Origin of the sequence: Aromatoleum toluolicum, from assembly GCF_012911005.2 — a bacterium.
GTDB classification, from domain to species: Bacteria; Pseudomonadota; Gammaproteobacteria; order Burkholderiales; family Rhodocyclaceae; genus Aromatoleum; species Aromatoleum toluolicum.
On the sequence record NZ_WTVS01000030.1, the window covers coordinates 1 to 18292 of the forward strand.

Sequence of the window (18292 nt, forward strand, 5' to 3'; positions counted from 1 at the left end):
CCCTACGGCAAGATCCCCGAGTTCAAGTACTGCGCCGCCAGGATCACCACCAAAGAAACCGTCGAGACCTGACCAAGCTCACCCGTCAGGGCGGGCGCACGCGGCGCGCCGGTGCGTTCGGCCGGCGGGCTGTCGTGAGCGCCGGAGCGGGCCCGGTTGCGGGGGAAACAAGGCGACGCATGTCTGAGGGCGCATCGCGCCCGAGTTTGCGTCGCCGCCCCCGCAATCGGGCCCGCTCCGGGAAGCCGAAGGCCGCGAGCGTCTGCCCGCTGGATGAATGCGCCGGCACGAGCGCCGCGTGCGCCCGCCCCGACGCCATGATCGTCGGACGCAGCCATTCCAATCCCGTTCCGGCCCCCCAAGCCGTTTTCATGCGATCATGCCGCTTTTAGTCCGCAGTCCCAGCACCCTCCCGCAATGACTACCGAAACGACACCCGAAGCCGTGGCCGAACAGTCCGCCGCTCCGGCCGCCGAAGCCAAGCCCGCCGGCATCGATGCCCGCGGCCTGTTGCAGAAGCTTCAGGAAATCTCCCCGACCTTCAGCGAAGTGAAGCCGCTCGCGCTGCGCATCGACAAGGCCATCGCCGAGCGCTTCCCCGAGGTCGACCGCAAGGTCGTCCGCAGCGCGATGCGCATGCACACCGCGACGACGCGCTACCTCAAGGCCGTCGAGAAGGCCACCGCGCGCTTCGACCTCGACGGCAAGGAAAGCGGCGAAGTCACCGAGGAACAGCGCCAGCACGCCGCGCAGACGCTCAAGGAGCGCTTCGCCGAAGTCGCCAAGCGCAAGAAGGCTGCGGCCGAAGCCGAGCGCGAGCGCCAGCGCGCCGAAGAAACCGAGCGCCGCAAGACCGAGAAGCTCGCCCAGCTCGTCGGCAAGTTCGCCAGGCGCTGAGCCTCGCCCGCCCGGCCTACGACCGGGCGGAAGCGTGCTCCGCGCTGCGTGACGGGCTCAGTCCAGCCGCGCGGAGAGCAGGCGCGCCGCGCGCTCCGACACGACGAGGATCAGCTTCATGCTCGCGCGTGTCGCGCCGACGAAGAGCTTGCGCACCGTCAGCGGATCGAGCGCCGCGAAGTCGATCTCGGTGAAGATTACGCACGGCGCGGCCTGACCCTTGAAGCGGTAGACGGAGTCGATGAGGAAGTCGCCGTCCGAATACACGGGGTTGCCGAGCAGGTCGTAATTGCCCGTGAACGCCTTCAGGCGGTGTACGCCGAGGCTGTCGAAGGGCGTGAACAGCGAATGCTCGCGCCCGCGAAAGGTGATCGTCGCGATCATGTCGCGGCGGAAACCCAGCGCGATTGCGCGGGTCATCGCACGCTTGGTCGCGTCGATGAGCGCGGCGGAATCGCTCCATGTCAGGAACTCGACGTCGGAGCCGGTGAGCGGGCTGCCCGCCTCGAGCGCCTGCGGCAGCGGCAGCATGCGATTCAGCGCCGCCAGGATGTCGGCTGGGCTGCGGTAATTGCGCTCGCTGGTGATGCGTACCCAGCCCGGCAACTCGACGGGCGGACGGTCGTACAGGTTCTGCAGCGGATCCTCCAGCCACCACGCACGTCCGTTCGGCCGCAACAGGCGCAGCAGCGTGTCGCGCCACTCCGCGCGGAAATCCTGCCCCTCGTCGACGATCAGCTCGTCGAAGCGCCACGCCTCGCCCGGGTCGAGCTCGCGGAAGCGCGTTTCCAGGCGCGCAAACGCGTCCGCCTGGCGGAAGTCGGGCACCTCGCCGTGGGCCCGCAGCACGCGGTCGCACAGCTGATGGTAGGTCGCGATCTCGCCACCGGGCGGCGCGATCAGCGCGATGTAGTCGGCGAGCGGGCGGTTGTAGCACACGTACAAGGGCCGCCGTCCCGCCGCGAGCGCGTCGCGGAACACCGCCATCGCCAGCTGCGTCTTGCCGCTGCCCGCGGTGCCCGTCACGCGCAGGCGGAAGGGCTCCATCTCGATGCGCCGTGCCCATTCCGCCAGGCCGCCGGCGAGGCGGGTGTACAGCGCCTCCGCCTGGCCGACGATCGCGTTCACCTCCGGCACCAGCTCCAGCTCGTCGGTGAGGAAGCGGTGGATATGGTCGAGCACGACGCGGTCGCGCACCTCGTCGCGCAGCAGGCTCTCCACGATCGCGACGAGGTGCTGGCGGCGGCTGGCGTCCACGATGCGCGCGGGGTCGATGCCGGCGCTGCCGGGCTGGCGCACCGCATAGTCCGGGCAGTAGAGCAGGGCGTCGATGCGCGCCTTGTGACCCTTCAGGAAGGCCCCGAGGCGCTCGCGCAGGTGCTCCGCACTGCGCGCCATCTGCACGCTGACGTTCTTCTTCGCTTTCGCATAGGTCTTGACCAGTCCGTCCTGGGTCTCGTCGAGGAAGCCGGATTTCTGCTCGATCAGCAGCACGCGCCCGCTCGGGCCGACGACGACGAAGTCGATCTCGCCGAACAGCGCGTGGTCGCGGTTCACCCGCGTCCAGTGGATGCCGTGATACACCGCGTGGTCGTCGGGCAGTCCTTCAGCCAGTGTCGCCAGCGTCTCCAGTTCGCGCGCCAGCGCCCCGCTTGCGGGGATGCGTTGCCAGCCTTCGGGGTGGATGCGTGCCATCGTTGCGACCTCGGGAAGTCGGGGGGAGGGAATGCAGGAGTGGAATGCCAATTATTGCATTGCCGGTCAACCATTGCGGCGTGGTTGAATGACAAAGGAGTAACTAATTGGGATGTGCGCCACTAAAAAGTCACCGACGGCACGAACGACCCATTTTGGGGCGTCGAAACCGATGAATTTGAAGAAAAATAACCTTAATAAAATTATGGTTGCGACGTTAAGATCTGAACCCGGGCTGGTAGTCGACCGTCCCGGAATCGCATAAGAGTCAGGGAGCCGCGCAATGAGTGTCAAACACCGCCTGCTGGTCATGGTAGCCATCGCCCTCTTCATGCTTGCCACGGTGATGGGCATCGCGCTCTACCGCATGAGTAAACTCGCAAACTTCCAGGACGACGGCTTTGCCCGGACGCAAACGCAGGCGCGCGCCGCGGAGGCCTCGTGGCTGGGTGCCCAGTTCTACCAGATCTTCGCCGACACGATCATCAACCGTGACATCGACGCGGCGAAAAAGGACTTTGCCGCCCTCCAGTCCGAGGCGAACCGCGATCTGCAGCAGCTTGCCGAGGCCGCGGATACTCCCGAGGAGAGGGCGGCCGTGGCACAGGCGCGCAAGGACGTCGATGCGATCGTCGCGCTGTTCGAGAAGCGCCTGCTACCCGCCCTGAATGCCGACAACGAGGTCGACCCGGCGATCCATGCCATCGACGACGAGGCCGACGCCACGGTGAGCCGCATCCGCGAGCAGTTGGCCACGGTCGCGGAGTCGATGGGGCGCGAGGCGGTCGACTCCGATCGCCTCTTTGACGAAGAGCGCAGCCGGACGCTGATCGAGATCGCCATCATCGCCGTGGTGGCGGCGATCGGGCTGGCCGTGTACGCGGGTTTCGTGCTGCGCTCCATTCTCAAGCCCTTGCAGATCGTGCAGGAAGCCGCCGAGCGCATCGCCGGGGGCGACCTGACGCATGCCTTCGAAGTGGACGGCCGCGACGAGTTGGCCAAGGTGCTCAGGGCCTGTCGCACGATGCAGGGCAACCTGCGTGAGATCGCGGGGAACCTGCAGGAGCACGCCGAAGGGCTCGCGTCGATGAGCGAGGAGCTTGCCTCGACGACGACGCAGCTCTCGGGTTCGTCCGAGCTGCAGTCGCAGGCTGCGTCCTCGATGGCGGCGTCGGTCGAGGAGATGTCGGTCAGCATCGCGCAGGTGTCCGATCATGCCAACGACGTGCGTGTCGCGGCCACCGAGTCGGGACGCAAGTCCGCCGAAGGGCACGAGATCGTCACGCGCATGGTGGAGAGCGGTCGCGTCACGGCCTCCGCCGTGACCCATACGGCCGAGCAGATCCGCATGCTGGGCGGTTTCTCCGACCAGATCTCGTCGATCGTCGCAGTGATCCGCGACATTGCCGACCAGACCAACCTGCTGGCGCTCAATGCCGCGATCGAGGCAGCGCGTGCGGGCGAGCAGGGGCGCGGCTTCGCGGTCGTCGCCGACGAGGTGCGCAAGCTCGCCGAGCGCACGGGCAAGTCGACGCAGGAGATCACCGAGATGATCTCGCAGGTGCAGAACGTCACCCGCGATGCCGTCTCCAGCATGGAAAAGGTCGTGGCCCACATGGGCGATGTCGATTCCCTGTCGCGCGAGGCGGGCGCCGCGATCAGCGCGCTCACCGACCAGGCGCGCCACGTCGTCGCGGCGGTCGAGGACATCACGAGCGCGCTGCACGAGCAGTCGACCGCGAGCAACGAGATCGCACGGCGTGTCGAGCAGACCGCCCAGATGAGCGAGGAGAACAGCGCCGCGGTGAAAGAGACCGCGACCGCTGCGCACCAGCTCGAAGGCGTCGCGGCCCGGCTGCAGACCACCGCCGGCCGCTTCCGCCTCGCCTGAGTTCCGGCGGTTCCCCGGCCTGCTTCCCCTCTGCTTCCCGCCCCCGTGCTGCGGCCCCTGTGGTCCGCGCCGGGGGCGCCTCTCTTGATGCAAATACCATCGTGCGGTGGCGTCGCGGTATAGAATGTGCGGTCGCAGCACCGCACTCATGTCCGCATGCGGACCCATCAGCAGGAGTCTGTTCGTGAAGAAAGTTCTCGCCCTCGTCATCGCCGGAATGATCGGTTTCGGTGCCCCCGCAGCGTTTGCCGCGGATGCCGCCGTCAAGACCGTCGCCGCCATCCACCAGGAAAAGACCGAGCTGTCGGGCAAGGCGGTCCAGGTCAGCGGCAAGGTCGTCAAGGTGAACAACGGCATCATGGGGCGCAACTTCGTCCATGTGCGCGACGGTTCGGGCGATCAGGCCACCAACAACCTGATCGTCACCAGCAAGGACACCGCCGCGGTCGGCGACGAGGTCGTCGTCACCGGCAACGTCAAGCTCGACCGCGACTTCGGATCGGGCTACATGTACCCGCTGCTGGTCGAGGACGCGACGATCGCGAAGAAGTAAGTCTCTCGCAGGCTGTAACTGTTCGGATAACGGACCCGCCACGCGCGATCGTAGGAGGCGCCCGCACAGTCCGTGTCGTCCCGTGGTCGGCGCTTACAGCGTGCGCCGGCGGCGCCGGTCCTTGCGCTGGCGGTCCGCCGGTGGTTCGCCGGAGGCCGCGCGCCGATCCTGTCCGCTTCGCCGGTCGGCGAAGCGGACCTTGTGGTTCTTGCCCACCTCCGCGAGCCAGCGAATGCCTTCCGGGTCGATGTGATGGACGGCGGAGAAGTCCACGACGAGTTCGTCGAAACGCGCGTCGCTATTGGCCCGATGGTAGAGCGATTCGATCACCGGCAGCGAGCCATAGTAGATGTTGCCGCGGATGCGCAGCACGTTGCGCTCGAGGCTGACGTTGGGGTGCGCCTTTTCCCACTTCGCGTAGGCGAGGGCGAGCAGCGAGCCGCAGATCACGGCGCCGAAGAGACCGAACAGGTGCACCGACAGGAAGGAAGCGCTGAACACGATCGCTTCGGGGCGGTGCTGGAAGTGCGCCCGGATGTCCGACCAGTCGATCATGTTGGCGCCGACCACCATGATGATCGCCGCCATCGCCGGCACCGGGATGATGGCGATAAAGTCTCCGAAGAAGCTCACCAGCGCGAGCAGGAACAGCGCCGACGATACCGCGGCGAGCCGGCTGCCGGTGTTCATCGCGTGCATCAGCGACATGCGGTTGAACGACGCGCAGGTCGGTAGCGCCGAGATGAAGGGCAGCACACAGTTCGACAGCGCGTCGGCGAAGATGCCGTGGCGGGCATCGACGAACTGGCCGCTGCGGCGGTTCATGCGTCGCATCGCCGCGACCGTCTGGAACAGGCCCAGCAGCGCGAGCGTGACCGCGCCGGGGATGATGCTGATGATGTCGGGCATCGCCTCCTGGGCGAACAGCGGCAAGGACGGGTACACGGCGCCCGCGGCAGAGACGTTCGCAGTCTGTTCGATCAGCGTCTCGGCGAGCCCGAGTCGCGCGTTGAGGTATTCCGAATACAGCGTGCCGGCGATGATGCCGAGCAGGATCGCCCAGTTGCGCAGTGCCGCGAACTGGCGCGCGACGACCGTCACGAGCAGCGTGATCAGGCCGATATGGATCGCGTGCAGGTTGCCGATCTCGAGCACGGCGAGGAAGCTCTGCCAGGCGATCCACAGGCGCCATTCGACCTGTGTGTTGATCGGCAGCCCGGCGAAGGCCGGGAAGGATTTGAAGATCATGTACAGGCCGATGCCGCAGATCATGCCGTTGGCGACCGGTTCGCTGACGAAGTCGAGCACGCGGCCGAGCGGCCGCACCGCGAGGAACGCCAGCTGGATCAGTCCCGCAAGCAGGAACAGCGTCAGCGCGTAGCCGATGTAGTCGGGACCGAACTGTGGCGCAATCGGCAGCAGCGTGACACCGACGACCGCCGACAGGGTGCTGTTCGGCCCGCCGTGGAACACCCGCGACGGGTTCAGCAGCGCCGTGATCAGCACCCCCCAGATCGCGCCGTACAGGCCGAAATACGAGGGCAGGCCGGCCAGCGTCGTCGAGAACGCGATCGCCTGCGGCAGCACGACGATCGCGAGCGTCAGCCCGATCAGCAATTCGTTGCCGAGCGCGCCCGCACGCAGCGGCGCCCACGCAAACACGCCGGTCTTCACGTTCACGTCCCGCTCCCCCCCGGTTCTGCCGGCCGCTGCCAGGATTCGACGGTACGGATCAGCGGCGGCATCACGCGCATCATCAGCTGCTGCCAAAGTGCCGCAAGCGGCCCCTGCTTGTCGCCGGCCGGGCGCGGCAGGTTGCTGACGTAGAAGGCGATGTCGCGGCAGTCCTGGTTGGAAAGCGAGCCCTCTTCTCCGGGCGGCATGTTGCGGCAGATGAAGCCCGGCAGGATCGTCGACACGAAGGAGAAGTTGTTGCGCGATTGCAGGTTGAAAGCGTTCGGCCCGGCCACCGCGGGGAACAGTACCTTGCCGTCGACGACCGTGCCGAGCCCCTGCGGGCCGTGGCAGCGCGCGCACCTGTCGCGGAACAGCGCGCCGCCCCGGACGTAGTCGTCGCCGCGCTTGAGGGTGGATGACGCGGTCACTTCGTCGATGCCCTGCTCCTGGTAGCGGTTGCCGAAGCGCAGGTCGAGCGCCGCGGCGAGGAAGCGGCCGTAGGCGGTGACGTCGCGGATCAGGTCGTCGGCGATGTTCGGCTTGAAGCCGTTCGACGAGTTGATGTAACACTGCATCTGGCGCAGCTCGTAGGGCAGCAGGATGCCGGTGAACTGGTCGTACATGTCGGCCATGACCCACGACGCAGCGAGGCTCAACGACCCGGGTTGTGGAACGCCGTCCGCAGTCTGCTTGTCGCCGATGCCCTGGTGGCAGTGGTCGCAGCTGGTGTGGGTACCGCGCACGAAGCGCGTCGCATTCCAGCGCTCGCGCGCCGGGTCCGCGGCGAGCTGCCCCTGCAGGTCGTCGATGATGTTGCAGCCGCGCTGGATCGCGCGTACGTCCTCGTCGCTGTAGCCCTGCCGCACGATTGCCTGCCCACTGCGCGCGAGCGTGTAGGGCGAGACGTAGGTCGCACCGGCCACGAGACCGTAGCGGGCGAGCTTGTCCGCGCAGCCCGGTGTCAGCGTCACCGCCTGATCGCGGATGCGCTGGCGCTCCTCGTGCTTCGCGACCGCGAGCGCATACAGCGCGAGCAGCACGCCGATCAGCAGCGCGAGCCTTGCGGCCTTCTTCGGTCCCGGCGCGAGCGGTTTCACGGTGTGCGCTCCAGTGCCCCTTCGCCGAGCTGCAGGTGGTGGGCGACCATGCGGGCGAAGATGCGGATGTCGCGCACCGCCGGCTCGTGGATCGTCGGGATGAAGCCGTCGAGGTGCGTCGCGTAGCAGCGCATCACGCGTTCCTCGAAGGACACCCGCCGCCCGAGTCGCGCGTCGAAGCGATCGCCGGCCGCGAAGGCGTACGCCAGCGCTTCCGCGCTGTGGCAGTCGCTGCACGCGTTGGGGTGATCGAGCGCGCCCTTGCGCGTAAAGCGCCAGGCGTACTTGTGCGTGTGGTGCACGAGGTTGTAGCCGTTCTGGATTGCGCGCACGAAATAGCCGTCGCGGCCGAAGCTGTCGACGCCGTAGGCCTCGCGAAACGCGCTCCAGCCCGCTTCCGGGGTTCCGTGGGGCGAAAAGACCGGCCGGCCCGAGCCGAAGTGGGCCCACGCCACCGTGCCGATGACGACCGCCGCGCCCAGCGCCCCGCGCAGCACAACGCGCAGCTGCGCCTTCCGTGCGGCGCGCCGGCGGTCGCGCATCGCGGCGTCGGGCCGCGTTGCGCTCATTGGACAAGTACCTGCGGGCTGCCCCAAGGCTGTGGTTCGCGCGCGAAACGGGTGAGGAGGGTAGTGAAATGTTCGGCGTCGAGCGGGCGTGAAAGCAGGTAGCCCTGCATGTAATCGCAGCCCAGGGCCTGCAGGAATTCCAGCTGGGCACGGGTCTCCACCCCTTCGGCGATCACCTTCAGCGAGAGGCTGTGCGCCATCGCGACGATTGCGCGCACCAGCGCGGCGGCCTCGGCGTCGTCGCACAGGGGTGCGACGAAGCTGCGGTCGATCTTCAGCGTGTCGAACGAGAAGCGACGCAGGTAGCTGAGCGACGAGTAGCCTGTGCCGAAGTCGTCGAGGCTGAAGCGCAGCCCCTGTCCATGCAGCCGCCCCAACACCGCGTTGATCTGCTGGTGGTCGTCGAGCAGGATGTTCTCGGTGATCTCGAGCTCCAGGGCCTGTGGAGGCAGCGCGTTGTCGTGGAGGACGCTGCGGATCAGCTGTTCCAGGTCCTCGCGCAGCTGCACGCGCGAGAGGTTGACCGCCAGATACCCCGGCGCGAGTCCCGCGTTCAGCCAGCGGCGCAGCTGCCGCCCCGCCTCGCGCAGCACCCATTCGCCGATCGCGACGATCTGGCCGGTGCTCTCGGCGAGCGGGATGAAGGTCGTCGGGCTGATGAAACCGCGTTCCGGGTGCAGCCAGCGCAGCAGCACTTCGGCGCCGACGTAGGCGCCGTCCTCGGCGCGGAATATCGGCTGGAACGCGAGCTGCAGCTCGCCACGTGCGAGGACCTTGTTCAGGTCTTGTTCGAGGCGCAGGCGTTCATGCACCTGCGCGTTCATCTCCGCGGTGAAGAAGCAGATCGGCGGTCGCCCGGGCTTCTTGGCCTGGTACATCGCATTGTCCGCGTTCGCCATCAGGGCCTCGACCGATTCGCCGTCGTCGGGGTATAGCGCGATACCGATGCTGCAATGCACGACCACGTCGTGGCCGTCGAGCGTCACCGGTTCGGCCACCGCCTCGAGCAGGCGGCCGGCGACATCCCGTGCGTCGTTTGCCTGCCCGAGGCGCGGCAGCAGCACCAGGAATTCGTCGCCGCCGAGCCGGGCGAGGGTGTCCTCGTCGCGCAGGCGCGCGCGGATGTTGGCGCTCACTTGCGCGAGCAGGCGGTCGCCCGCGGCGTGCCCCATCGTGTCGTTGACGATCTTGAAGTCGTTGAGATCGATGAACATCAGCGCGAAGCGTTGCTGCTGGCGGTGCGCCGAGCGGATTTCCTGCTGCAGCCGCTCGATCGCGAGCATCCGGTTCGGCTGCGCCGTCAGCGAATCATAGTTCGCCTGGTAGTGCAGCTTGGCCTGTTCGCGCTGGATCTCGAGGGTCATCGCGTTGAAGGTTTCGCCGAGTCGCCCGAGCTCGTCGCCCGATGTCACGGGGATGAGGGTGAATTCCCCGCGGCCGAGATCGCGCGAGACCTCGATCAGGCGTTGTACCGGATGCATCACGCTGTACTTGAACACCAGATAGATCGCGGCGCTCAGGAATGCGATGATCAATGCATAGATGGCGATCTGATGGACCAGCTGCTGGCGGGACTGGAGCTCGAGCTCCTTGCGGCTGATGCCGACCCGCAGCCGGCCCAGCAGGCGTTCGTCATGGAGGATGGGGAATTCGGCGGGGATCACGTCGGGCTGCTCGGCGAGCCGCCGGACCAGCGCCTTCATGCGTGCCGGCGCCAGATGGTGCTGCGCCGGGCTGTCGGCACCGAGGACTGCGCGGATGCGCGGATCGTCGCCATTGACGTAGGAGGTCAGCGGCCTGTCGTCGGCGTCGAAAATGACGCCATAGACGACATCGTGCTGCCGGCTGACCTCGCGCGCGTACTCGTTGAGGGTCAGAAAATCCAGCCCCAGGATGGCCTCGGGGCTGATCAGTGCGATCAGATGCCCCAGCACGCGGCCGCGTTCGTCGAGCTGCCGCTCGAGAATCTCCGTCTGGCTGTGCAGAAAGAAGTAGGCGTTCAGCGCCAGCGTGACCGACAGGATGCCGGCCACGATGACGATGAACTTGCTCGCCAGGCGCAACTGCGTTCTCCGTGTTCAGCGCGGCATGTCGATCGACGGCATGACCTTGCGGATGATGCGGCGGTGGGGATCGTAGTCGGCGTCGCGCGCGGCACCGAAGCCGGTCATCTCCGCGCGGGCGAGGATCGCGCGGCCGTCCTCGCGGGCCTGCAGTCCGACCAGCAGCGTCTGGATGCGCGCGGCGAGTGCCTGCGGCATGTCCTTGCGCACCGCCCAGGGAAGGTGCAGCACCCGCTCGGTCATGCCGAGGTGGGTGACGGTGCTGGTGTCCATCGCATTGCGCACCACAGGCAGGTCGATCAGGATGTCGCCCGCTCCGCTCGCGTCGGCTTGGCCGTGGTACAGCGAGATCAGCGAGTTCGGCGGATTCTTCGAGAACACCGTCTCGTAGTCGTCGGGCTTCAGCCCGGCTTCGAGCAGCAGGTAGCTCGGCAGGATGTAGCTCATCATCGCGTCCGTGCCGCCGCCGAACACGATCTTGCGCCCGCGCAGCTGCGGGATCGTGGCGATGCCGCTGTCCTTGCGCACGTAGAGCGCGCCGGCGACCGTGCCGGTGCCGAATTCCTCGTTGTGGGCGATGACGCGGTACTTGTCGGCGGAGCGGACGTAATGGAACTGGTTGTAATGAACGATATCGTAGCGCCGCTGTTCCACGCCGTCCCAGAAGGCGTCGAAGTCCTTCGCGGTGACGACCCGGACCTCGCGCCCGAGCTCGCGCCCGAGGTAGGCGGCGAGCGGGGCGTAGAGCTCCGTGGTGAGCGTCGCCTGGCGCCGCGGGAAGATCCCCATCACCAGCGGAGCCTCGCCCGCGGCCAATGCGGCAGGGATCGAACGGTCCGCTAGCGACAGCCCGATGGTCGCCAGCAATCCGAACACGACGCGCCGGCGGTCGGCGAGCGTATGCCTGGCGCCTCCCGCGCCCTTTGTTGCCCTGCTCATTCCTGCTGTCCCCTTTGAATCGTGTGGGTCGGTGCCCCAAAGAGGGGCACGTCAGCTTCGCGTTCGTTCTTATTGGTCTTGCGTCGCAAGCAGCGGGAGCATGAACGGGGTCGCGGGAGAATTCAAGGCCTGCGGCTTTCAGATCGTGCGCTGACCTTCATCGCGGACTCCTCGTACGGTTTGTCGGGATTGCGACGTCGTTGTATTGTTTGATACATATAATCGGCGATGGCACCGAGCGGCTCGCGTGTCCGGCAACATACAACTGCAAGCGACACGGGCTCAACCATAGCGCCAGCCGGTTCTGGCACGCAATTCGCTGTATAGTCGTAACTATATAAATTGAGGTTCACGGATGAGTTCCCCCGGTTCCCATCGATTCATCGGGCGCCTCGCGATCGAAGCCGGCATGATGGGTACGGCCTTGTCGGACACCCGCATCCGTCTGCTCGAGGAGATCGACCGGCGCGGCTCGATCAGCCAGGCCGCGAAGGCGGTGCCGCTGTCGTACAAGGCGGCGTGGGACGCGGTCGACGCCGTGAACAACCTCGCCCCCGCACCGCTGGTCGTTCGCGTCACGGGCGGGCGCCAGGGCGGCGGGACGCAGCTCACCGAGTACGGCCGGCGCATCGTCGCGATGTACCGCGCGCTCGAGATCGAGTACCAGGCGACGCTCGACCGCCTCGCCGAACGGCTCGACGACATCGGGCCGGTCGGCATCCGGGAGTTCCAGACCCTGATGCACCGCATGTCGATGAAGACCAGCGCGCGCAACCAGTTCACCGGCCCGATCACCGGCCTGCGCGACGGCGGCGTGGATTACGAGGTGCGCCTGCGCCTCGACCGCGACACCGAGATCGTCGCGGTGATTACGAAGGAAAGCGCCGAGAACCTGGGCCTCGCGATCGGCAAGGAGGTGTGCGCGTTGGTGAAATCCTCGTCGGTGCTGCTGATGACCGACGGCGACCTGCGCATCACCGCGCGCAACCGGCTGCAGGGCGAGGTCGCGGCGATCCACGCGGGCTCGGTGAACGACGAAGTGACGCTGCAACTGCTGTCCGGGCGCACCGTCACGGCGGTCGTCACGCACGGCAGCTGCGAGGCCCTCGGGCTCGCGGTGGGCGTGCCGGCCAGCGCGATCTTCAAGGCATCCAGCGTGATCCTCGCAACTTGGGATTGAGTCCGCCACAAGGTTCGAACCGACCTCCGCTGCGTCTGCCGACAAGGAGTTCCCATGCAATCCCTCCTCGCCCGCCTGCTGTGTGCTGCCGTCCTGTCATGCGGGACTGCCCGCGCCGCCGAAGTCAGCGTCGCGGTCGCCGCCAACTTCACCGCGCCGATGCAGAAGATCGCCGCCGAGTTCGAGCGCGACACCGGCCACAAGGCGCAGCTCGCATTCGGCGCGACCGGCAAGTTCTATGCGCAGATCCGCAACGGCGCCCCCTTCGAGGTGTTCCTCTCCGCCGACGACACGACGCCGGCGAAGCTGGAGGAGGAGGGCACGGTGGTCGCCGGCAGCCGCTTCACCTACGCGATCGGCAAGCTGGCGCTGTGGTCGGCGCAGCCCGGCGTGGTCGATGACAAGGGCGAGGTGCTCAGACGCGGCGCCTTCGCCCATCTCGCGGTGGCCAACCCCAAGACCGCGCCCTACGGCGTGGCGGCGCTGGAGGTGTTGCGCAAGCTGGGTGTGGCCGATGCGCTCGCGGCGAAGCTCGTGACCGGCGAGAACATCGCGCAGACGCACCAGTTCGTCGCCAGCGGCAACGCCGAGCTGGGCTTCGTCGCGCTGTCGCAGGTGTGGTCCGACGGCCGGCTGACGGGCGGGTCGGCGTGGCGGGTGCCGGCCGAGCTGCACGCGCCGCTGCGCCAGGATGCGGTGATCCTCGCCAAGGGCCGCGACAAGCCGGCGGCGCGCGCGCTCGCGGACTACCTGCGTGGCGCGAAGGCCGCCGCAATCATCAAGTCCTACGGTTACGGGCAGTGAGGCAGGCGGGACAATGATGAGCGCGGCCGATTTCGCGGCGATCCGCCTGACGCTGGAGCTGGCGGCGGTGACGACGGCGATCCTGCTCGTGATCGGCACGCCCGTCGCGTGGTGGCTCGCACGCACGCGCTCGGCATGGAAGGGCGCGGTCGGCGCGGTGGTCGCGCTGCCGCTGGTGCTGCCGCCGACCGTGATCGGCTTCTACCTGCTCGTGATGATGGGGCCGCACGGCCCGGTCGGGCAGCTTACGCAGGCGCTGGGGCTGGGCCTGCTGCCCTTCAGCTTCGCGGGCCTCGTTGTCGGCTCGGTGTTCTATTCGCTGCCCTTCGTCGTGCAGCCGCTGCAGCAGGCCTTCGAGGCGATCGGCGAACGGCCGCTGGAGGTCGCCGCGACGCTGCGCGCGGGCGCGCTCGACACGTTCTTCAGCGTCGTGCTGCCGCTCGCGCGCCCGGGGTTCGTCACCGCGGCGGTGCTGGGCTTCGCGCACACGGTCGGCGAGTTCGGCGTAGTGCTGATGATAGGCGGCAACATCCCGGAGAAGACGCGCGTGGTGTCGGTGCAGATCTACGACCACGTCGAGGCGCTCGAATACGCGCAGGCGCACTGGCTCTCGGCGGGGATGGTGGCGTTCAGCTTCCTCGTGCTGTTCCTGCTGCACAGCCGCAAGCGCGGGGGGGCGCGATGAGTTCCGCTGCCGCGGAACCGCTCCCCGGCGCCGGCATCGAGGCGTGCTTCCGGCTGGCGTGGCCCGGCTTTGCGCTGGATGCGGCGCTGCAGTTGCCCGGGCGCGGCGTGAGCGCGCTGTTCGGCCACTCCGGATCGGGCAAGACGACGCTGCTGCGCTGCCTCGCGGGCCTCGAGCGGGCGACGGACGGCTACCTCGCGGTGCGCGGCGAGGTGTGGCAGGACGACGCGCGTGCCGTGTTCGTGCCGACGCACCGCCGCCCGCTCGGCTACGTGTTCCAGGAGGCGAGCCTGTTTCCGCATCTGTCGGTGCGGCGCAACCTCGAGTTCGGCCTGAGGCGGGTCGCCGCGGCCGAGCGCCGCGTGTCGCTCGATCATGCGATCGCGCTGCTCGGCATCGAGCCGCTGCTCGAGCGTATGCCGGAGCGGCTCTCGGGCGGCGAACGCCAGCGTGTCGCGATCGCGCGCGCGCTGGCGACCAGTCCGCGCCTGTTGCTGATGGACGAGCCCTTGGCCGCGCTCGACGCACAGCGCAAGGCGGAGATCCTGCCCTACCTGGAACGCCTGCACGGCGAGCTGGACATCCCGGTCGTGTACGTGAGCCACGCGCCGGAGGAGGTCGCGCGGCTGGCCGATCACGTCGTGCTGCTGCGCGACGGGCGCGTGCTCGCGTCGGGTGCGATCGACGAGGTGATGCCGCGCCTGGACCTGCCCTTCGCGCACGACGAGGAGGCCTTCGTCGTCGTCGATGCGCAGGTTGCGGGGCGCGACGAGCGTTTCGCGCTGACGCGACTCGAATTCGGCGGCCTGCCGCTGTGGATCACCGGGCTGGAAGCGCCACTCGGGGCGCAGGTGCGCGCCCGCGTGCTCGCGCGCGACGTGAGCCTGGCGCTCGCGGAACGCCACGATTCGAGCATCCTCAACGTGCTGCCGGCGCGCGTGGTGTCGCTCGACGACGCGAGCCCCGGACGCACGCTGGTGCGCCTCGACGTCGCAGGTCGCGCACTGCTCGCGCGCATCACGACGCGCTCCGCGGTGCAGATGGGCATCGCGCCGGGCATGAGCCTGTTCGCGCAGGTGAAGGGCGTGGCGCTGCTGCGCTAGGGCGGGGCACGCCGACCGCGCTAAACTGTCGGGCCGTTCAACCCGAATTCTTGCCCGCCATGATCCAGCTGCGTATCGTCCCGGTGACCCCCTTCGAGCAGAACTGCAGCATCGTATGGTGCGACAAGACGATGAGGGGGGCGGTCGTCGATCCGGGCGGCGACCTGGAGCGCATCCGCGCCATGGCCGACAAGCTCGGGGTGAAGATCGAGAAGCTGCTGATCACGCACGGCCACATCGACCATGCCGGCGGCACGGCGATTCTCGCGCGCGAGCTGGGCGTGCCCGTCGAGGGGCCGCAGGAGGAGGACCGCTTCTGGATCGCCGGGATGCCGCAGCAGAGCAAGATGTTCGGCTTTCCCGACGTCGAGGCCTTCGAGCCGGACCGCTGGCTGCACGACGGCGACACCGTGACGGTGGGCGAGGAGAGCTTTCGCGTGATCCACACCCCCGGCCACACCCCCGGCCATGTCGTGTTCTTCCACGCCGATGCGCGCCTCGCGATCGTCGGCGACGTGCTGTTCGCGGGCTCGATCGGCCGTACCGACTTCCCCAAGGGCGACCAGGCGACGCTGATCCACTCGATCCGCGAGAAGCTCTTCCCGCTCGGCGACGACATCACCTTCTTGCCGGGCCACGGCCCGACCTCGACGTTCGGCGACGAGCGCAAGAACAACCCCTACGTCGGCGACTACGCGTAAGGGATATCAGGTTGAGTGCTGTACGGTCGCTCCCTCCCCTTCAAGGGGAGGGTTGGGGTGGGGATGGGTTAAGCAGGCGCCGCAGAAACCCATCCCCCTCCTGACCTCCCCCTTGAAGGGGGAGGAACCAAGTGCCCGGCAGACGGCAAGTATTTGATTGTTGATGCCTTCTAGCCACGCTGCTGCAGCGAATCGCGGATCTCGCGCAGCAGCTTGATTTCTTCCGGCTCGGGGGCGGGCTCGGGCGGCGGTGCCGGCGGCTCGGCGCGCTTGAGGCGGTTGATCGCCTTGATCGCGACGAAGATCGCGAACGCGACGATGATGAAGTCGATCGTCGTGTTGATGAAGGCCCCGTACTTCACCAGCGGTGCGCCGGCCTTTTCGGCGGCTTCCAGCGTTTCGAAGGTCTTGTCGCCGAGGTTGATGTGCAGGTGGCGGAAATCGACGCCGCCCATCAGGCGGCCGACGACGGGCATGATCACGTCCTTGACCAGCGAATCGACGATCTTGCCGAAGGCGCCGCCGATGATCACGCCGACCGCCAGGTCGACGACGTTGCCGCGCATGGCGAACTCTTTGAACTCGCGCAGGAAACTCATTCTCGATAACCTCCCGGGGTGGTTGATGGGGCACGGCAGGGCGCGCTGACCGTGCCGACGCGGCTAGTGTGCCATCTTTTGCACCTTTCGCACGTCATCGCGCGCAGGCGGTGGTTTCCGTCCGGGATAGTCGTCCGTGCTGCGCAGCGCAGTCCGGGGGCTTACATCCGTGCGCGGAACACCGGCAGGCGCCAGCCGAAGCGCATCGCCGAGAGCCGGATCGCGAGCACGACGGAGCCGGCGAGCAGGGCCGCCCAGGTGTGCGCGACCCCGAACTCCGACAGCGCGACCAGCAGCAGCGCGCCGACCCACGACGCGGTGGCGTACAGCGCGCCGCTGAAGACGAGCGGCACCTCGTTGCACAGCACGTCGCGCACGATGCCGCCGAAGGCGCCGGTGATGACGCCCATCAGGCTCGCGACGAGCCAGGGCGCGTCGAGGGCGAGCGCCGCTTGGGTGCCGCTGACCGTGAACAGCGCGAGGCCGATCGCATCGGGCAGCAGGAACAGGCGTGCAGGCAGGCGCATCACGCGCGCCAGCGCGAAGGCCGCGAGGGCGGCGAGGAGCGCGGTGACGAGGTAGCTCTGGTCGGCAATCCAGAACACCTGGCGGTCGAGCAGCATGTCGCGCAGCGAGCCGCCGCCGAGCGAGGCGGCGAGGGCGACGACGACCATGCCGAAGAGGTCGAAGCGCTTGTTGCCGGCTTCGAGGACGCCCGCGGCGGCCTGGGCGGCGACGCCGGCGAGGCCGATGCCATAGACGAGGGTGTCGATCGGACGCATCGGGCGAGCATAGCATCGCGCCGCGGCGCTGCGCAGCGGCCATAGGCAGCGTGGGCTTGGCGCGGGCTTGGCACGGGCTTGGCATAATCGCGCTTTGCCCCTGCCGTTCCAGCCCCCTTCGTCCGGAAGACGCATGCCCCTTTCTCCACCCGGCACGCCCCCGTCGCCGCATCCATGTCCGCCGAGACCCTGATCCAGGTGCTCGCGAGCGGCGTCGCGACCGGCTGCGTGTACGGGCTGGTGGCGCTGTCCTTCGTGCTGATCTACAAGGCGACCGGAGCGGTGAGCTTCATGCAGGGCGAGCTCCTCATGCTCGGGGCCTTCGCGGTGCTGGCGCTGCACGAGGCGGCCGGCCTGCCGCTCGCCGCCGCAGTCGTGCTCGGCGTCGCCGCGATGGCGGCCTTCGGGGCGTTGCTCGAGCGCACGGTGCTGCGCCGCACGCTCGGACCGGGGCACCTGACGGCGCTGCTGCTGACCTTCGGGCTGGGGATGGTGATGCGCGGCGCCGTCGGGGCGGTGCCGGCGGCGAGTCACGCGATGCACCGCCTGCCTCTGCCCTTCGCCGGCGCAAGCGTGCAACTGGGCGGCGCGGCCCTGGCCGTGGAGCACCTCGCGGTGATCGCGGCGACCGCGCTGCTCGCCGGCGCGCTGACGCTGTTCTTCCGCCGCACGCGCGCAGGGCTGGCCTTGCGCGCGTGCTCGGAGAACGCCGGGGTCGCGGCGCTGATGGGCGTGTCGGTGCCGCGCATGCACACGCTGGCGTGGGCGCTCGGCGCCGGGCTCGCCGCGGTCGCGGGGGTGCTGCTGGCACCGGTGACCTTCGTCCATCCGAACATGGGGCTGGTGGCGCTGAAGGCGTTCCCGGCCGCGGTGCTGGGCGGCATGACGAGTCTGCCGGGGGCGCTCGCGGGCGGGGTGTTCCTCGGCGTCGTCGAGGCGCTCGCGGGGCTGGCGCTGCCGGAAGGGGCGAAGGACGTCGTGCCCTACCTGCTGATGCTGGCCGTGCTGCTGCTGTTTCCGGGCGGCTTCGCGGCGGGCCTGCGGGGGCGGCCGTGAG

At 68.3% G+C, this 18292-nt stretch carries 17 protein-coding genes; 9 read left to right on the forward strand and 8 right to left on the reverse strand.

Annotated elements, in window-relative coordinates; all coding sequences use genetic code 11:
* Positions 1-417 precede the first annotated feature (417 nt).
* Positions 418-897 carry a ProQ/FINO family protein gene (locus GPA27_RS14860; protein WP_169141392.1) on the forward strand — a complete coding sequence of 160 codons (480 nt, stop codon included), beginning with the start codon at positions 418-420 and terminating at the stop codon, positions 895-897.
* Positions 898-954: 57 nt separating this feature from the next.
* Here the strand turns inward: GPA27_RS14860 and GPA27_RS14865 are convergent, their stop codons facing one another.
* Positions 955-2592: an ATP-binding domain-containing protein gene (locus GPA27_RS14865; RefSeq protein WP_169141393.1), complete on the reverse strand. Its 1638-nt coding sequence runs from the start codon at positions 2590-2592 to the stop codon at positions 955-957.
* A 283-nt stretch (positions 2593-2875) separates the two neighbouring features.
* On the opposite strand from GPA27_RS14865, the gene GPA27_RS14870 reads away from it, so the two are divergent.
* Both GPA27_RS14870 and GPA27_RS14875 read left to right on the forward strand, forming a co-directional pair.
* Entirely contained in the window at positions 2876-4483 is a 1608-nt protein-coding gene (locus GPA27_RS14870; RefSeq protein WP_169141394.1) for a methyl-accepting chemotaxis protein, read from the forward strand.
* A 184-nt stretch (positions 4484-4667) separates the two neighbouring features.
* A complete protein-coding gene (locus GPA27_RS14875; protein ID WP_256222969.1) occupies positions 4668-5036 on the forward strand; it encodes a hypothetical protein in 369 nt (122 codons plus the stop codon).
* Between the two features lie 93 nt (positions 5037-5129).
* Here GPA27_RS14875 and GPA27_RS14880 read toward each other — a convergent pair whose 3' ends face one another.
* The 5 genes from GPA27_RS14880 to GPA27_RS14900 are packed head-to-tail and all read right to left on the reverse strand — an operon-like array spanning position 5130 to position 11381.
* On the reverse strand, positions 5130-6716 hold the full coding sequence (locus GPA27_RS14880; protein WP_169141396.1) for a SulP family inorganic anion transporter: 1587 nt from the start codon (positions 6714-6716) through the stop codon (positions 5130-5132).
* Positions 6713-7810: a c-type cytochrome gene (locus tag GPA27_RS14885; RefSeq protein WP_169141397.1), complete on the reverse strand. Its 1098-nt coding sequence runs from the start codon at positions 7808-7810 to the stop codon at positions 6713-6715. Before GPA27_RS14885 ends, GPA27_RS14880 begins: the two co-directional genes overlap by 4 nt.
* Positions 7807-8379: a hypothetical protein gene (locus GPA27_RS14890; protein ID WP_169141398.1), complete on the reverse strand. Its 573-nt coding sequence runs from the start codon at positions 8377-8379 to the stop codon at positions 7807-7809. The genes GPA27_RS14885 and GPA27_RS14890 overlap by 4 nt, the downstream gene beginning before the upstream one ends.
* Positions 8376-10442: a putative bifunctional diguanylate cyclase/phosphodiesterase gene (locus tag GPA27_RS14895; protein ID WP_169141399.1), complete on the reverse strand. Its 2067-nt coding sequence runs from the start codon at positions 10440-10442 to the stop codon at positions 8376-8378. Before GPA27_RS14895 ends, GPA27_RS14890 begins: the two co-directional genes overlap by 4 nt.
* 15 nt (positions 10443-10457) lie before the next feature.
* Positions 10458-11381, reverse strand: a complete 924-nt coding sequence (locus tag GPA27_RS14900; RefSeq protein ID WP_169141400.1) for a PhnD/SsuA/transferrin family substrate-binding protein — start codon at positions 11379-11381, stop codon at positions 10458-10460.
* A 355-nt stretch (positions 11382-11736) separates the two neighbouring features.
* Here GPA27_RS14900 and GPA27_RS14905 point away from each other — a divergent pair, with 355 nt between their 5' ends.
* The 5 genes from GPA27_RS14905 to GPA27_RS14925 are packed head-to-tail and all read left to right on the forward strand — an operon-like array spanning position 11737 to position 15854.
* Complete coding sequence (locus GPA27_RS14905; protein WP_169141401.1) at positions 11737-12561, forward strand: TOBE domain-containing protein; 825 nt, start codon at positions 11737-11739, stop codon at positions 12559-12561.
* Between the two features lie 54 nt (positions 12562-12615).
* Positions 12616-13365 (forward strand): molybdate ABC transporter substrate-binding protein, encoded by a 750-nt coding sequence (modA, locus tag GPA27_RS14910; protein WP_169141402.1) that lies wholly within the window; start codon positions 12616-12618, stop codon positions 13363-13365.
* Between the two features lie 13 nt (positions 13366-13378).
* The gene (gene modB, locus GPA27_RS14915; RefSeq protein WP_169141403.1) at positions 13379-14050 is read left to right on the forward strand and encodes a molybdate ABC transporter permease subunit; all 672 of its coding nucleotides are present in this window, start codon (positions 13379-13381) and stop codon (positions 14048-14050) included.
* The gene (modC, locus tag GPA27_RS14920) at positions 14047-15153 is read left to right on the forward strand and encodes a molybdenum ABC transporter ATP-binding protein (protein ID WP_169141404.1); all 1107 of its coding nucleotides are present in this window, start codon (positions 14047-14049) and stop codon (positions 15151-15153) included. The genes modB and modC overlap by 4 nt, the downstream gene beginning before the upstream one ends.
* A gap of 59 nt (positions 15154-15212) precedes the next feature.
* Positions 15213-15854, forward strand: coding sequence for an MBL fold metallo-hydrolase (locus GPA27_RS14925; protein ID WP_169141405.1), 642 nt, complete (start codon positions 15213-15215; stop codon positions 15852-15854).
* 170 nt (positions 15855-16024) lie between these two features.
* On the opposite strand, the gene mscL is transcribed toward GPA27_RS14925, so the two are convergent.
* Both mscL and GPA27_RS14935 read right to left on the reverse strand, forming a co-directional pair.
* Positions 16025-16453, reverse strand: a complete 429-nt coding sequence (gene mscL, locus GPA27_RS14930; RefSeq protein WP_169141406.1) for a large conductance mechanosensitive channel protein MscL — start codon at positions 16451-16453, stop codon at positions 16025-16027.
* Positions 16454-16614: 161 nt separating this feature from the next.
* Positions 16615-17235, reverse strand: a complete 621-nt coding sequence (locus GPA27_RS14935) for a trimeric intracellular cation channel family protein (protein ID WP_169141407.1) — start codon at positions 17233-17235, stop codon at positions 16615-16617.
* A gap of 174 nt (positions 17236-17409) precedes the next feature.
* Here GPA27_RS14935 and GPA27_RS14940 point away from each other — a divergent pair, with 174 nt between their 5' ends.
* On the forward strand, positions 17410-18291 hold the full coding sequence (locus tag GPA27_RS14940) for a branched-chain amino acid ABC transporter permease (RefSeq protein WP_169141408.1): 882 nt from the start codon (positions 17410-17412) through the stop codon (positions 18289-18291).
* The last annotated feature ends 1 nt before the right edge of the window (position 18292 follow it).